The sequence below is a fragment of the [Clostridium] saccharolyticum WM1 genome, assembly GCF_000144625.1.
GTDB classification, from domain to species: domain Bacteria; phylum Bacillota; class Clostridia; order Lachnospirales; family Lachnospiraceae; genus Lacrimispora; species Lacrimispora saccharolytica.
The window spans coordinates 1,124,990-1,140,851 of sequence record NC_014376.1 but is presented as its reverse complement, the minus strand read 5'-3'; the positions used below and the strand labels follow the sequence as shown (position 1 = coordinate 1,140,851).

Here is a 15,862-nt window from a genome sequence, read left to right as displayed (position 1 = left end):
TCCACCTGTAGTATCTACCAGCCCTTTCCAAAGCCGCAGTTAGGGTAATAACAGACATCGCAGGAAAGGCAAAGTCCTCCTTTTCCCAGCTTGTCCAGATCCTCCTTTGTTACCGGATCATCAGCCATAAGCCTTGGAAGCACCAGATCAAACACGGTTCTCTTAGAATACATGACGCAGCCGGGAAGCCCGGTTATGGGAATGTTTTTCCCGTCCTTTTTGTAATAAGAAAGCAGGAACATGGCTCCCGGGAGTACGGGAGCACCATAGGATATTACCTCTGCTCCTGTGTTTCGGATGGCAAGCGGAGTCTTGTCATCCGGGTCAACGCTCATGCCGCCGCTGACAAGCACCATGTCGGCTCCCTGGCGGATAAATTCCATAATCGCTTCTGTGGTATGCTCCGGTTTATCATCAGTGACCGTCTGTCCAAGGATCTGACCGCCAAACTCTTCCACTTTAGCCTTTAACACAGGACCGAAAGAATCCTTTACTCTTCCATGGAATACCTCGCTGCCCGTGGTCACCAGTCCTACCTTTTTGTCCAGATAGGGCAGTACGGCAAAAATCTTCTTTCCTTTGCAAAGTTTCCTGGCCTCTTCCATCTCTTCTTTTTTAATAACAAGGGGAATGATCCTTGTACCGCACAGCTTGTCCCCAGGCTCCACCGGAGTGTTGGGATGCCTGGAGGCAATCATCATGTTCCCCTGGCTGTTTATTCTATCCAAAAGCCCGGTGTCTATTTTTAACAGGCCCCGAACCGTTGATTTCAACTCAATCTTTCCTTCCTTTACCTCGCTGCGTTCCATATGGTCATTCATACAGAGACTGCACAGGATTTCAGCAGCTTCATTTTCATGGTAAAGGGAATCATCTTTCTCCCAGACATAAATATGTTCTTTTCCCATGGACAACAGCACCGGAATGTCTTCCTCTGTCACTACATGTCCTTTCCGGAATCTTGCATCCTTCATGACTCCAGGTATGATTTGAGTCATATCATGGCAGAGGACCTGCCCTACCGCATCTACTGTTCTGATTTCCTTCAATGTTCCCTCTCCTTTCGTACTAACACATTATTTACGATACAACGGCTGGCTTTGTTATTCTCAAGTAAGAATATCCACCTTTGCAAAAACGCTATCGTATTATTATATCATCCGGTAAAATATTTGTAAAATAATTCTTCCAGTGCTGCCTCTGCTTCCTCCGTGAATGCCAGGTACCGGTCCAGAAACGTTTCACCTTCTTCTGTTAATACGGTTGTACCGCCGTTTTCACCGCCCCGTCTTCCTTCCATCAGGGAAAAACCCAGATCCTCTTCTGCCTTGTTAATGATTTTCCACGCTTTGGAATAAGCCATATTCAGTTCCTGGCAGGCAGCCGAAAGGGACCCCCTTTCCCTCACAAGCTTCATTAAACTTGCTACTCCAGGACCGAAATTGCGCTCTTCATAATAAATGCGAAGCTTTAAATGGTACTTAAGCGTTCTTTCTTCTTTTTTTGTATCTTTCATGCTAATCCTTTTCTACTGCATAGAAAAACTGGTTATCACACATCGTCCGGACCAATCTTCCCCCAGGCATTCCGCCACACGGACTCCCAGGGACAGCCGGTCTTCATCATCAGCCTTATTCAGTAAAATCCGGTATTCCATGGATTCTGCTCCCTTTCTGGTCCCATGGCTGCTTGCAAGGATCTTGGCCATATGAGCCGTAGTAATGAGACTTTTATCCGTCTTCCAGCCAAATGTCTTTTCTGCAAGTTCCCATCGGAAACATTTTTCTTTCCATTGGCAGCCAATGGCATCCAGTCCGGCGCAGCCGATCACCCCATAGGTGTTTTTTAACAGGGCAGGCTCCCCTTCCCTTGGAATCTTCAAAGGAAGACGCTTTGCTCCGTCCGCTTCCAAAAGCAGCACGTCAGCCAGACCTGGGAGCTGTTCCATTTCTTCAAGGGCCATGCCTTTTAATTTTCCTTCGGCTGCCGGCTGTCCTGTTACCAGAACCTGGCCTGAGGGGTCAGAAAACCATTCTTTTCGTCCCCTTAAGTATTCCTCCACGGTCCCTGCCCGGTCTGCCAGCACTACTTCCCGGTCCTCAGGATAAAAGATATGAGTGCTGGTGGTAACGATCACACGCTTTCCCATATCTGCCAGTTCATCGGCCAGGGTAAACATGGCACTGGTCTTACCGCCGCCGCCGGTCAAGGCAATGACCATATGCTCCTGAAAGAGATATCCCAGGGCCTCCCATAAGGAGGCCCTCCTTGTCACATTCAGTTTCCCTTCCTGCTTTTTCAAGGTATAGACATTCTTTGATCCCATTAGTACAGCTCCATGCGCCTCTTTCTGGGAACATAGGAACCGCTTTTCTCCAATACCACCTGACCATCTTTTGCAGCCAGACGGCCCTTTAAGAATACAAGCTCCGCTTTCCCTTTAACATCAGTTCCCTCAAAGGGGCAATAATCCACATTTGCCACCTGGTTTTCTACGGACATCGTCCACTGGACATTCGGATTCCACACCACGAGATCCCCATCGCTTCCAGGAGCAATCGCCCCTTTCTGAGGATAAACGCCATAAAGCTTTGCAGGATTTTCAGACAGCAGCCGGCACATCTGTTCCAGCTTCAGGTTATGCTCCAGCACTCCAAAGCTGTATAGTAGGACCGGACGGGATTCCACACCAGGCATTCCGTTTGGAATTTTTGTAAAATCCTCTTTTCCTGCCGCCTTCTGAGCGGTAGTAAAACTGCAGTGATCCGTGGCTAAGGTCTGAATGTGATTCTTCAGCAGGGCATTCCAGAGCCTGATGCTGTCCTTTTCCTTCTTAATGGTGGGTGAAATTACATACTTGCTGCTTTCAAAGCCGGGCAGTTCATACACGCTTTCATCCAGGAGCAGGTACTGCGGGCAGGTCTCCACGTAAATTTCCTGTCCCCGCTCCCTGGCATATTTCACTTCCTGATAGCCCTCTCCGGAGCTTAAATGGACAATAATCACCGGGGCCTCCGCCAGGCCTGCGATTTTTAACAGCCTGCCGATGGCTTCCGCTTCTACCGGGGCAGGTCTGGTTTTTTTGTGAGCGCTGATCGATAAGTTCCCCTTTGCCTTTTCTTCTTCCACCAGTGCCTGTATGATCCCCATGTTCTCACAATGAACACCGGCAATCCCTCCCACTTCTTTTAACCGCTTCAGTACCTGATAGATCTTCTTATCATTTAAGTACATTTCATCATAAGTCATGTAAAGCTTAAAGGAGGTTACACCGTTTTCAACGATTTCTTCCAATTCCTTGCTGATGGAAGGGTTCCAGTCAGAGATCGCCAGATGAAAGCCATAATCACAGGATGCGTTCCCATCGGCTTTTTTATGCCAGTTTTCCAGAGCTTTTTCCAGAGTTTCGCCCTGATATTGGGTGGCAAAATCAATGATCATCGTGGTTCCGCCTGACAATGCGGCCTTTGTTCCCGTCTCAAAATTATCCGCCGTCACGGTTCCTGCCACATGAAGGTCGAAATGGGTGTGGGCATCAATAAACCCGGGAAACAAAAGCTTTCCTGTTACATCAATGACTTTTGCTCCCTCCGCCTGGATTCCTGGTTCCACTGCCTGAATCTTTCCCTCATCCATGAGGACATCCGCCTGGTTAAGACCGCTTCCCGATACTACAGTTCCGCCCTTTAATAGGGTTTTCATAAACATCTACTTCCTTTCTTTTCGCTGTCTCGGCCTTTTACAGCCTGCTTTCTGATTCCGTGTAATGGATCATTCCTCTTTTCCTTAATCTTCTCAGGGCATTTAGGGTTCCCTGGAAGAGGTTTCATCTGCCAAGATGGAAAGGCGCAGGGAGAAAACTTTTCTCCGACTGCGCCGATTCAATTCCAATACAATTACTTTTCCTTTTACCTCAGGATTTTATCCTAAAATATAATCATACTCCTTGCAGACAGTTTCCATGATTTTTCTAAGTCCATCCGGAATGACACTGTCCTTTTCACCGGCTTTCCAGGTAAGAATATTTCCAAGGTACCGCACCTTGCAGGCAATCTCTGCCTTATCCAATACAACAAAGCCTTCGTTCTTGCTGTTTTCCATATCAGCCTCGTTAGCGAATAAAGTGAACTTATCCAAGTAAGGAGCACTGTCATATGGACAGAAGCTCTTACAGTTTCCGCACTCGTTGCACATATAGTCCACATGGACGATCTGGTGCATGGATAAGCCAGGAATATTCAATGCCAGGTTTGCTCGGTTTGGACAGACTTCCGCACAGTTTTCACAGACATTGGAGCAGCCAAGGCATCGGGAATCTTCTACCTTATAATCCTTGGTTTCTCCAAGGATACCGCGCTTGTCATAGATCTTTTCTAAGTTATCCACGGTATCATCAAAGTCCACAGCAGCCTTTTTGCCTAAAATAGCTTCAGCAGCCATGCGGGCATCTCTCATAGCCTCTACAACAGTTGCCGGTCCAAAGAGTCCGTCACCTACCACGTAAACACCGGCTGCGCTTGTCTCCAGAGTTTCCTCATTTACAAGAACTTTGCCCTTGTTATTTACATTGATACCGTTTGCTTCATAGAATTCTGTAGGAACCTGCTCGCCAACTGCTGCGATCACAGTATCCGCAGGAATTTCCACAGTTTCTTCTGTTTCCACAATGTTCCTTCTGCCGGTGGCATCGGTATCGGAAAGCTTCATTACCTTGCAAAGGAGTTTTCCGTTTTTAAGCGCTACCGGAGACAGCAGTTCCTTGAATTCCACACCGTCTTCCAGTGCCATCTCTAACTCTTCCTCATCTGCCGGCATATAGCGTTTTGTTCTCCGGTAAACCAGGTAGGAATGCTCCACGCCTTCTGTTCGCTTCACCGCTCTTGCCGTATCCATGGCAGTGTTTCCGCCGCCGATGACTACCACGTTTTTGCCAATATCCAGTTTTCCGTCAGCAGCCTTAAACTGGGCAAGGAAATCCAGTGCATTGATGGTTTCACCTGCCTCAAGCTTTAACACGCCTGGCTTGGATGCACCGGTGGCAAGGATGATATAGTCAAAGCCTTCTTTCTTTAAGGCTTCTAAATCAGTTACTTCCGTGTTATATCTTACCTCAGCTCCATATGCAAGAGACAGAGCCGCATCCTTGTCAATCGCTTCGTCTGAAATACGGAATCCGGGGATCACATGTTTCACTACGCCGCCAAGGGTGCCGGTCTTTTCAAAAATAGTTGCAGGCATGCCGTTCTTTGTGAGGAAGTATGCGGCTGCAAGTCCAGCCGGGCCGCCTCCGATCACTGCGGTCTTTTTGCCTTTCAGTTCCCCTGCCTTAATTTCCTTCATGAACGTATCATAGCCGCCTTCCGCACAGACCAGCTTGACACCGCGGATGTTCACCGGATCTTCATAATAGTTCCGGTTACACTTGCTCATACAGTTATGGGCACAGATAGTTCCTGTTATGAAAGGAAGCGGATTCTTCTCTGCGATTACTTTTATGGCGTCTTCGTATTTTCCTGCTCCGGATAGCTGTAAATAGGTAGTAATATCCTGATGGATGGGGCAGGCGTCTTTGCATGGAGCTACATAACAGTCAATGAGGGGTACGCTCTTTGCCATCTTTCGGATGGGAAGAGGTTTTACTGCCTTTCTGTGATGAGGATCATGAACAGAATCCTCTGCCAGTTTCGCTGTCTTTTCCGGATCAACTCCCGTAAACTTGACGTTGCCGTCTTCCAGCTTCTCTGCGATCTGTAACAGTCTCTGATAGCCGCCTGGCTTTAAAAGAGTGGTGGCAACGGTCACAGGCCAGATTCCCGCATCTACAATTGCCTTAATGTTATGGTAATCCGCACCGCCTGAGAAGGAAATTCTTAATTTTCCGTCAAATTCCTTTGCCAGCTTGGCTGCCAGTGAAATGGAAAGAGGATATAAGGACTTTCCGGACATATACATCTCTTCGCTTGGAAGCTCGTTATTTCTTACATCTACAGGGAAGGTGTTGGTGATCTTAACACCGAACTCTAAGTTCTTTTTCTCTGCCAGAGCCATAAGGTTCTTTAACATAGGAACCGCATCCTCATACTGTAAGTCATCAAGGAAGTGGAAATCACCGAAGGCGATATAATCATATCCCATCTCATCCATGGTATTTCTTGCAAATTCGTAACCAAGAAGAGTCGGGTTGCACTTGATAAAGGTGTTCAGTCCTTTTTCCTCAATCAGATAAGTGGCAATTCTCTGAATTTCCTGAGGAGGACATCCGTGAAGTGTAGAAAGGGTCACGGAATTGCAGATTTCAGAAGGAATGTTCTCAATGTCCTCTTTGGTCACATGCTTAAATAAATCCATATGATTTAAGAGGTAGCTCTTGCAGGATTTAAACATCTCCGTATCCTTCGCATCCTTCATGTTATCAATAAAGCTGTTAACCTTAGGGGATTTGATTCCCTCTAAGTCATAGCCTACACTCATGTTGAACTGGAAGCCGTCCATCGCTCCAAGGCCATATTCCTTGGCAATAATATGAAGCAGGATCCATGCCTTAATATACTCATCCTGAGCCTGGGGAACATAAAGCTCTGTAGACCACTCACAGTTATAGCACTCATCGTCTGCCCTGATACATGGTTTGCTTACAGGCAGATCTTCTCCGTCTAAAATCTGAACAGTCTTTAACTCAAAGAAACGGCTGCCTGAATAATAGGAAGCCACAATGTTCTGAGTCAGCTGGGTGTGAGGGCCTGCTGCCGGTCCCATAGGTGTCTCTAAGGTTCGTCCAAAAATTTTTCTGTTGTTTTTCTTATCGGCCTTATAGGGTCTGTAGACTCCGAAAACAGTACCGCTGTTATCATGTTCCTTTACGATCCAATCCACTAACTGATCAAATGGCATTGGTGTCATTCTATCTCCCATTTTTTACCTCCTGTAACGGGGTTGTCCAGTGTCAGAACCTTCAGACAACCCTCCGTGAATAATCTGTATTGTATATTTTACTACTTTACCTGTTTAAATGAAACTGTTATTACCTGGAATTGATCCGGCTTGCCAGTTCGGCCGCAGCCTGTCTGCAGTCTGCCATCACCTTTTCCTCATCAATGGCTGTAAGGATACGGTCCTTCATCAGCACTTTTCCGTTGCCTACTGTGGTTACCACGCTGCGTCCGGTCATTCCGAAAAGAATATGGCTGTTACAGTTATCCCCATTCATTGGTGTTAACGGAATGTAATCGGTAACGATTACGTCAGCTGCTGCACCCTCTTTTAATATGCCCAAAGGCTTCTTAAAGTAACGGCCTGCGATCTTTGCATTTCCTTCAAACAGCATCTTGGGAACTTCGCCCCATGCCGCATTAGGATCGCATAAATGATGCTTGTGTAAAACATTGGCTACTTTATAGGATTCTGTCATGTCATGGGTATAGCCATCGGTTCCCAGACCTGTTAAGATTCCCCTGTGAACCAGCTCCATGGTGGGAGGACAACCGCATGCATTGCCCATGTTGGATTCCGGATTGTGGACTACCATGGTATCCGTGTCCTTAATTAACTGCATTTCATGAGGATTAATGTAGATGCAGTGTCCAAGCAGGGTCTTCTCTCCAAGGATATTGCAGTCCATCAGACGGTCTACGATCCGCTTGCCGTATTTCTTAAGGCAGTCATGAAGATCCTCAATTCCTTCTGCCACATGAATGTGATAACCAACTCCTTCCGGCTTGTGGGAAGCTGCAAGCTCCATGGTCTCATCAGAAATGGTGAACTGGGCGTGCATACCCATCATTCCTGCAATCATGTCGCTGTCATCTGCCAGAGCGTGCTTGATGAATGCTTCATTCTCCAGAACTGCTTCCTTTGCCTTTTCCTTGCCGTCACGGTCGGAAACCTCATAGCATAAGCAGGAACGGACACCCGTAGCTTTCGCAGCTTCTTCAATCTTAAACAGGGAATCTGTAATATGTCCGAAGCTTGCATGGTGGTCAAACGTAGTTGTTACACCGTTCTTTATAGAATCGATGTAGGTTGCCATGGCGCTTAACCTGGTCTCTTCCAATGTGAGATTGCGGTCAATGGTCCACCACATTCCGTCAAGGATCTCTAAGAATCCATGTGGATCATATCCATTGATGCTTAATCCTCTGGCAAAAGAGCTGTAAATATGTTCATGGGCATTAATAAAGGCAGGCATAATGACTCCGCCTTTTGCATCGATATACTCCGCGTCCGGATATGCTTTTTTCATTTCCTCCGTAGTTCCAACCTTACGGATCACACCCTCCTCCATTGCAACTGCACCGTTCTCAAAAAACGGATTTTGAGGGTCTCTTGTAATCATTCTTCCATTCCCGATAACCAGCATGTTTCCATCTCCTTTTTTTCCAATTTTTAACATTATTAAAGTGAAACCTTAAAATTTTCAACTGTACAAACCTCACATAGGCACTTCCCCTACGGCTGCACTTTATTTCCGCAATCTGCTTATACTCACTCTCATAATTCGTCATTTTCTATACAGATTACACCATAAATACCTTACTGAATACAGTGTATCATTTCATATAAAGAAATGCAAGCATAAAATTCAAAAAAAATTTAGAGAACCTAAAAATTTTTTAGAAAACCACTTGTAATTTTAATTTTTTATGCTATGATGGGTGTATAAGAAGTTCACATGAGGGGAGGCCAAATGATGGATACAAAACTTGAACTACTGACTCAGATCGCTCTTGGAATCGCTACCCATTTTGGAAATAACTGCGAGGTAGTTATCCATGATTTAAGGAAAGAAGATATTGAAAGTTCCATTGTCTATATCGAAAACGGCCAGGTAAGCAACCGTAAGCTGGGGGATGGTCCCTCGGAAATCGTTCTTGAGACTTTAAAAAAGAATCCTGATCTTTTAAAAGACCGCCTTTCTTATTTAACAAGAACCGATGACGGCAGGATTCTAAAATCCAGTACCATGTATATTAGAGGGAAAAATAATACCATTGATTACATTCTGGCCCTTAATTATGATATCACAGGCCTGCTTACCATAGACAATTCCTTAAAATCCCTTCTATCCACCGCGGAAGCAGAAGACGATGAGAAACAGCCAAGGAGAATCACTCATAATGTGAACGATCTTCTCGATGCGCTGATCGAACAGTCCGTAGCTCTTGTGGGCAAACCTGTGGCCCTCATGAGCAAGGATGACAAAGTTGCAGCGATCCAGTATCTAAACGATGCCGGAGCATTCCTGGTCACAAGGTCAGGTGATAAGGTTTCCAATTATTTTGGCATATCCAAATTCACTTTATACAGTTATATGGATACGAATAAAGAAAAGTAACATAATTAAATAAGAAAAAGGAGATTCAGTAATCATGAAACCAATCGAATGGGTTGTAAACACCATGCCAAAGACCGATGATAAGAATTTACCGGTCATGGCCCTTGATGAAATCAAGAAAGCACGAGTATTCCATGAAAGCTTTCCCCAGTACAGCAAGACTCCTCTTGTAAAGCTGGATCACATGGCTGATTATTTAGGCCTTGGCCAGGTTTACATGAAAGACGAATCCTACCGGTTCGGCTTAAATGCATTCAAGGTATTGGGCGGATCCTTTGCCATCGCAAAGTACATCGCAAAGCAGACTGGAAAGGATGTTTCCGATCTTCCATACAGCGTCCTAACTTCGGAAGCTTTAAGGGAAGAATTTGGCCAGGCTACCTTCTTCACCGCTACCGATGGAAATCATGGACGTGGTGTTGCATGGGCAGCGAATAAATTAGGCCAGAAGTCCGTTGTTTACATGCCAAAGGGCTCCACGATCACCCGTTTCAATAATATTAAAGCAGAAGGTGCTACCGTTACCATCGAGGAAGTCAACTATGACGAATGCGTTCGTATGGCTGCTGATGCTGCTTCAAAGACGAAAAACGGTGTTGTGGTACAGGATACTGCCTGGGATGGTTACGAAGAGATTCCTGCCTGGATCATGCAGGGTTACGGAACCATGGCTCTGGAAGCCAATGAGCAGCTTGAAGAATATGGCTGCGACAGACCTACCCATGTGTTTGTTCAGGCTGGCGTAGGTTCTCTTGCAGGCGCTGTTCAGGGATATTTCGCTAACCGCTATCCTGAGAATCCGCCTAAGGTGGTCGTTGTGGAAGCTGATGTGGCAGACTGTCTCTATAAGGGAGCAAAAGCCGGTGACGGACAGATCCGCATTGTAGACGGCGACATGCAGACCATTATGGCCGGTCTTGCCTGCGGTGAGCCAAATACCATCTCCTGGGATATCTTAAAGAATCATGTAGATACCTTTGTATCAGCTCCTGACTGGGTAGCTGCACAAGGGATGAGAATGCTTGCTGCTCCTGTCAAAGGCGATGCTCCGGTAACTTCCGGTGAATCAGGTGCTGCTCCCTTCGGAGTTTTAACCTGCATCATGCTTCTTGATGAATATAAGGATTTAAGAAAGCATTTAGGACTTAATAAGGATTCAAAGGTTCTCCTCTTCTCTACTGAGGGTGACACCGACCCGGATCGTTACAAAGCGATTGTCTGGGAAGGAAAAGAACGTTAGGCATGATTTTCTTAGTGAGACAAACGCAGTGCGGACTGAACTTAGAAAATTAGCCGTTCGATGAGCCAAAGGCGAATCGAACTTCCTAAATAAATTATAAAATGGAGGACAAAAACATGGATTACAACAAAATCAAAGAAGCAGCACAAAATTATGAAGCTGACATGACAAAATTCTTACGGGAAATCGTTAAATTCCCAGGCGAGAGCTGTGATGAAAAAGCTCATATCGACCGCATCGCAGAAGAAATGCGGAAGCTGGATTTCGACAAAGTAGAAATTGACGGCATGGGCAATGTATTAGGTTATATGGGAACTGGCAATACTTTAATTGGATTTGACGCTCATATTGATACGGTTGGTATCGGCAACAAGAATAACTGGACATTCGATCCATACGAAGGTTACGAAAACGAAACAGAAATCGGCGGCCGTGGCGTATCCGATCAGTGCGGCGGTATCGTATCTGCTGTTTACGGTGCAAGAATTATGAAGGACTTAGGTCTTTTAAATGACAAATACACCGTTCTGGTTACCGGTACTGTTCAGGAAGAAGACTGTGACGGTCTTTGCTGGCAGTATATCATCAACGAAGGGAAGGTTCGTCCGGAATTCGTTGTTTCCACAGAGCCGACTGACGGCGGTATCTACCGCGGACAGAGAGGCCGTATGGAAATCCGTATTGACGTAAAGGGTATTTCCTGCCATGGTTCCGCACCGGAGCGCGGTGACAACGCAATCTACAAGATGGCTGATATTCTTCAGGATGTCCGCTCACTTAACGAGAACGATGCTGCTGATGACAAGGAAATCAAAGGCCTTGTAAAAATGCTTGATGAGAAATACAACAAAGAGTGGAAAGAAGCGAACTTCTTAGGCCGCGGTACTGTTACTGCTTCCGAGATCTTCTTCACCTCCCCAAGCCGCTGTGCAGTTGCTGACTCCTGTTCCGTATCCTTAGACCGCCGTATGACCGCAGGCGAAACATGGGAAAGCTGTCTGGATGAAATCCGTAATCTTCCAAACGTGAAGAAATACGGCGATGACGTGACTGTTTCCATGTATGAATATTCCCGTCCTTCTTATACAGGACTTACCTATCCCATCGAGTGCTACTTCCCAACCTGGGTTATCCCGGAGGATCACGCTGTTACCAAGGCACTGGAAGATGCTTACAAGAACCTTTACGGTGATGCAAGAATCGGTGCTGAAGAAACAGTTGCAATGAGAACCGCCCGTCCTCTTACTGATAAGTGGACCTTCTCTACAAACGGAGTTTCCATCATGGGCCGTAACGGTATCCCATGCATCGGCTTCGGTCCTGGCGCAGAGGCTCAGGCTCATGCTCCTAACGAGAAGACCTGGAAGCAGGATCTGGTAACCTGTGCAGCCGTATACGCAGCACTTCCAAGCGCTTACTGCAAATAAACAGAACCCATAGCAAGCTATCAAGGAACCATTTTGGAACCATAATTCCGGCAGCGGGCCATAGAATGGCCTGCCGCCGCTCCTAACAATCATTTTTGCCGTCTGCCGATCATTCCTTCCCCAATCAATGCCTGGCAGACTGCATAAAGGATAGATACCACTAAAAAAAGAAAAAATCAGGAGGCTAACGATTTTATGAAAACCTTACAGGATTACATTGACAAACTGAATTCCTTAAATTTTAAGGAAATGTATGAGAATGACTTCTTCTTAACCTGGGAAAAAAGCGATGCCGAGCTGGAAGCTGTCTGGACCGTTGCTGACGCTCTCCGCTTTATGAGGGAAAATAACATTTCCACAAAAGTATTTGAAAGCGGCCTTGGAATCTCCTTATTCCGCGACAACTCCACACGTACCCGTTTCTCCTTCGCTTCTGCATGTAACTTACTTGGTCTGGAAGTACAGGATTTAGACGAGGGCAAATCCCAGGTAGCTCACGGCGAGACCGTTCGTGAAACAGCTAACATGGTTTCCTTCATGGCAGATGTAATCGGTATCCGCGACGATATGTATATCGGCAAGGGAAATGCTTACATGCATGAATTTATGGAAGCCGTTACCCAGGGAAATAAGGACGGAATCTTAGAGCAGAGACCTACTTTAGTAAACTTACAGTGTGACATCGATCATCCAACCCAGAGTATGGCTGATGCTCTTCATATCATCCATGAAATGGGCGGCCTTGAGAACTTAAAGGGCAAAAAGCTGGCTATGACATGGGCTTACTCTCCTTCCTACGGAAAGCCATTATCCGTTCCTCAGGGAATCATCGGCTTAATGACCCGTATGGGTATGGAAGTTGTTTTAGCTCATCCGGAAGGCTATGAGGTTATGCCTGAAGTAGTTGAAGTTGCAAAGAAGAACGCTGAGAAATCCGGCGGTTCCTTCCGCATCTCCAACGATATGGCTGATGCATTCAAGGATGCAGATGTTGTATATCCAAAGAGCTGGGCTCCATTTGCTGCTATGGAAAAGAGAACCAATCTTTACGCAGAAGGCGATTCTGACGGCATCAAGGCTCTTGAGAAAGAATTACTGTCTCAGAACGCACAGCACAAAGACTGGTGCTGTACAGAAGAATTAATGAAGACAACAAAAGACGGCAAGGCTCTTTACATGCACTGCTTACCTGCTGACATCAACGATGTAAGCTGTGTAGACGGTGAAGTAGAAGCTACTGTATTCGATCGTTACCGTGATCCGTTATACAAAGAAGCCAGCTACAAGCCATATGTAATCGCTTCTATGATCTTCTTAAGCAAATTTAAGAATCCACAGGAAATCTTAAAGAAGCTGGAAGTTAAAAAAGCTCCAAGAATTTTTGAATAATTTCATACAGGGGCAACTGCTCCATATGTAAGAACTCCAGGCGCACCCGCAGCCGATTCAAAGGATACAGGTGCGCCTTTTAAATAATTCTTAATCGTTAAGAGGATAACAAAATGGAAAAGAAAAAGAGAATTGTTATTGCGTTAGGCGGCAATGCATTAGGTAATACTTTACCAGAGCAGATGACTGCAGTAAAGATCACGTCAAAAGCAATCGTTGACCTGATCGAAGAAGGCTGTGAAGTAGTGGTGGTTCACGGCAACGGCCCGCAGGTGGGTATGATCAACAACGCAATGAGCGCTTTAACCCGGGAAGATCCCAAACAGCCTAATACTCCTCTCTCTGTATGCGTGGCAATGAGCCAGGCTTATATCGGCTACGACTTACAGAACGCTTTAAGAGAAGAGCTGGTAAACCGGAACATTACCAACATTCCTGTAACCACCATGATCACTCAGGTTCGTGTAGATGAAAACGATCCTGCTTTTAACTCTCCCAGCAAGCCCATCGGCCACTTCATGACGGAAGAAGAAGCAAAGCTGGCTGAAGAAAAATACGGATACATCACAAAAGAAGATGCCGGACGGGGATACCGCCGTGTGGTAGCTTCTCCAAATCCTGCTGAGATCATTGAAATCGGCGCAATCCGCTCCCTTGTGGATTCCGGACAGCTGGTTATCGCCTGCGGCGGCGGCGGCATTCCTGTAACTTTACAGGGAAACCACTTAAAAGGCGCAAGCGCGGTGATTGATAAAGATTTTGCAAGCGAACTGCTGGCAGAAGAACTGGATGCGGATTTCTTAATCATCCTGACAGCAGTCGAGAAAGTAGCAATAAACTTCGGTAAACCGGAAGAGAAATGGTTGGACGATATCACAACAGACGAAGCCCGCCAGTACATCGGAGAAGGACATTTTGCTCCTGGCTCCATGCTGCCAAAGGTTCAGGCTGCCGTGAAATTCGCAGATTCCAAGGAAGGGCGCAATGCGCTTATCACTTTGCTTGAGAAAGCAAAAGAGGGAATCCTGGGAAAAACCGGAACTCATATTCATAAGTAAACCGTTAATATTTCCTAAGGAGGAACTTTTACAATGAAAGAATCTAATAAGCAATACGCTTCTATCTTTGAAATGGATGGTATTCCAAAATTTTCACAGGCGATTCCACTGGCCATACAGCATCTTGTAGCCATGATCGTAGGCTGTGTAACTCCTGCCATCATCGTAGCAAACGTTGCCCAGCTTAGTCCTGGGGACCGGGTTATCCTGATTCAGGCTGCCCTGGTAGTATCCGCTTTATCCACTCTTCTTCAGCTCTTCCCCATAGGAAGCAAAGAAGGCTTCCATCTTGGATCTGCTCTTCCTGTCATCATGGGCATCAGCTTTGCTTATGTTCCAAGTATGCAGGCCATTGCCGCAGATTACGGCGTGGCAGCGATCCTGGGAGCTCAGATGGTAGGCGGTGTGGTAGCTTTCCTCGTAGGCTTTGGTGTAACACGCATCCGTAAATTCTTCCCGCCGCTTATTACCGGAACGGTCGTATTTACGATTGGACTTTCTCTTTATCCGACAGCCATTAACTATATGGCAGGCGGTGTTGCCAATAAGGATGTGGAAGGCTTGCTGCGGTACGGCTCCTGGCAGAACTGGCTGGTGGCATTAATCACCCTGGCAGTCGTAACCACTTTGAATCACTTTGGAAAAGGCATTTTTAAGCTGGCTTCCATCTTAATCGGACTTATCGTGGGTTATATTGTTGCACTCTCCTTCGGTATGATTAATTTTGCCAACGTTGGAACTGCTGCTATTTTCCAGGTTCCGCAGCCACTTCATTTTGGAGTTGTATTTGAACCATCCTCATGTGTTGCCATTGGACTCTTATTTGCCATCAACTCGGTTCAGGCAATTGGTGACTTAACAGCCACTACCACCGGATCTATTGACCGTGAGCCAACAAACAAGGAACTTCGGGGCGGAATTATGGGCTACGGATTTACCAACTTAATTGGAGCTCTCTTAGGTGGTCTTCCTACTGCAACCTACAGCCAGAACGTTGGTATCGTAATAACGACGAAAGTTGTTAACCGCTGCATCCTGGGAATGACTGCTGTGATTTTATTGGCAGCCGGTTTAGTTCCTAAATTTTCCGCTTTGCTTACCACCATTCCTCAGTGCGTACTTGGAGGCGCAACCGTATCGGTATTTGCTTCCATCGCTATGACTGGAATCAGGCTTATCACATCAGAGAAGATGACATTCCGGAACACATCCATTGTAGGTCTTGCGGTTGCTCTCGGTATGGGGATTTCTCAGTCTCCGGCCTCTTTACAGACCTTCCCGGCTTGGACAACCACCATCTTTGGCCGTTCTCCAGTGGTTGTAGCAACCATTGTAGCTATCTTTTTGAATATTGTACTTCCTAAAGATCAAGCAAGTAAGAACTAGTAATTGATAAAACTTCGGGCTATTGGATCCT

Annotated in this window: 12 protein-coding genes; 6 read left to right on the top strand and 6 right to left on the bottom strand. The window is 46.1% G+C overall.

The genetic code is table 11. The features are described 5' to 3' along the window. Positions 1–14 precede the first annotated feature (14 nt). The 6 genes from CLOSA_RS05355 to ssnA all read right to left on the bottom strand — a co-directional run bounded on the left by CLOSA_RS05355 (position 15) and on the right by ssnA (position 8,356). Positions 15–1,049 (bottom strand): molybdopterin-binding protein, encoded by a 1,035-nt coding sequence (locus CLOSA_RS05355; RefSeq protein ID WP_013271752.1) that lies wholly within the window; start codon positions 1,047–1,049, stop codon positions 15–17. Positions 1,050–1,156: 107 nt separating this feature from the next. Beyond that, positions 1,157–1,516 carry a winged helix-turn-helix domain-containing protein gene (locus tag CLOSA_RS05350; protein WP_013271751.1) on the bottom strand — a complete coding sequence of 120 codons (360 nt, stop codon included), beginning with the start codon at positions 1,514–1,516 and terminating at the stop codon, positions 1,157–1,159. 12 nt (positions 1,517–1,528) lie between these two features. Next, complete coding sequence (gene yqeC / locus CLOSA_RS05345) at positions 1,529–2,326, bottom strand: selenium cofactor biosynthesis protein YqeC (protein WP_013271750.1); 798 nt, start codon at positions 2,324–2,326, stop codon at positions 1,529–1,531. Continuing rightward, positions 2,326–3,702, bottom strand: coding sequence for a dihydropyrimidinase (gene hydA / locus CLOSA_RS05340; protein ID WP_041708490.1), 1,377 nt, complete (start codon positions 3,700–3,702; stop codon positions 2,326–2,328). Before hydA ends, yqeC begins: the two co-directional genes overlap by 1 nt. Positions 3,703–3,921: 219 nt before the next feature. Continuing rightward, positions 3,922–6,912, bottom strand: a complete 2,991-nt coding sequence (gene ygfK, locus CLOSA_RS05335) for a putative selenate reductase subunit YgfK (protein WP_013271748.1) — start codon at positions 6,910–6,912, stop codon at positions 3,922–3,924. Between the two features lie 109 nt (positions 6,913–7,021). After that, the gene (ssnA, locus tag CLOSA_RS05330) at positions 7,022–8,356 is read right to left on the bottom strand and encodes a putative aminohydrolase SsnA (protein ID WP_013271747.1); all 1,335 of its coding nucleotides are present in this window, start codon (positions 8,354–8,356) and stop codon (positions 7,022–7,024) included. A gap of 330 nt (positions 8,357–8,686) precedes the next feature. Here ssnA and CLOSA_RS05325 point away from each other — a divergent pair, with 330 nt between their 5' ends. The 6 genes from CLOSA_RS05325 to CLOSA_RS05300 all read left to right on the top strand — a co-directional run bounded on the left by CLOSA_RS05325 (position 8,687) and on the right by CLOSA_RS05300 (position 15,831). After that, positions 8,687–9,331, top strand: coding sequence for a helix-turn-helix transcriptional regulator (locus tag CLOSA_RS05325; RefSeq protein ID WP_013271746.1), 645 nt, complete (start codon positions 8,687–8,689; stop codon positions 9,329–9,331). 34 nt (positions 9,332–9,365) lie between these two features. Further along, positions 9,366–10,571: a diaminopropionate ammonia-lyase gene (dpaL, locus tag CLOSA_RS05320; protein ID WP_013271745.1), complete on the top strand. Its 1,206-nt coding sequence runs from the start codon at positions 9,366–9,368 to the stop codon at positions 10,569–10,571. Positions 10,572–10,687: 116 nt separating this feature from the next. After that, positions 10,688–11,998: a YgeY family selenium metabolism-linked hydrolase gene (locus tag CLOSA_RS05315; protein ID WP_013271744.1), complete on the top strand. Its 1,311-nt coding sequence runs from the start codon at positions 10,688–10,690 to the stop codon at positions 11,996–11,998. Positions 11,999–12,193: 195 nt separating this feature from the next. After that, positions 12,194–13,387, top strand: coding sequence for a knotted carbamoyltransferase YgeW (gene ygeW / locus CLOSA_RS05310; protein WP_013271743.1), 1,194 nt, complete (start codon positions 12,194–12,196; stop codon positions 13,385–13,387). Positions 13,388–13,500: 113 nt separating this feature from the next. Further along, on the top strand, positions 13,501–14,445 hold the full coding sequence (gene arcC / locus CLOSA_RS05305; protein ID WP_013271742.1) for a carbamate kinase: 945 nt from the start codon (positions 13,501–13,503) through the stop codon (positions 14,443–14,445). A 33-nt stretch (positions 14,446–14,478) separates the two neighbouring features. Further along, positions 14,479–15,831: a uracil-xanthine permease family protein gene (locus tag CLOSA_RS05300; RefSeq protein ID WP_013271741.1), complete on the top strand. Its 1,353-nt coding sequence runs from the start codon at positions 14,479–14,481 to the stop codon at positions 15,829–15,831. Positions 15,832–15,862: the final 31 nt, after the last annotated feature.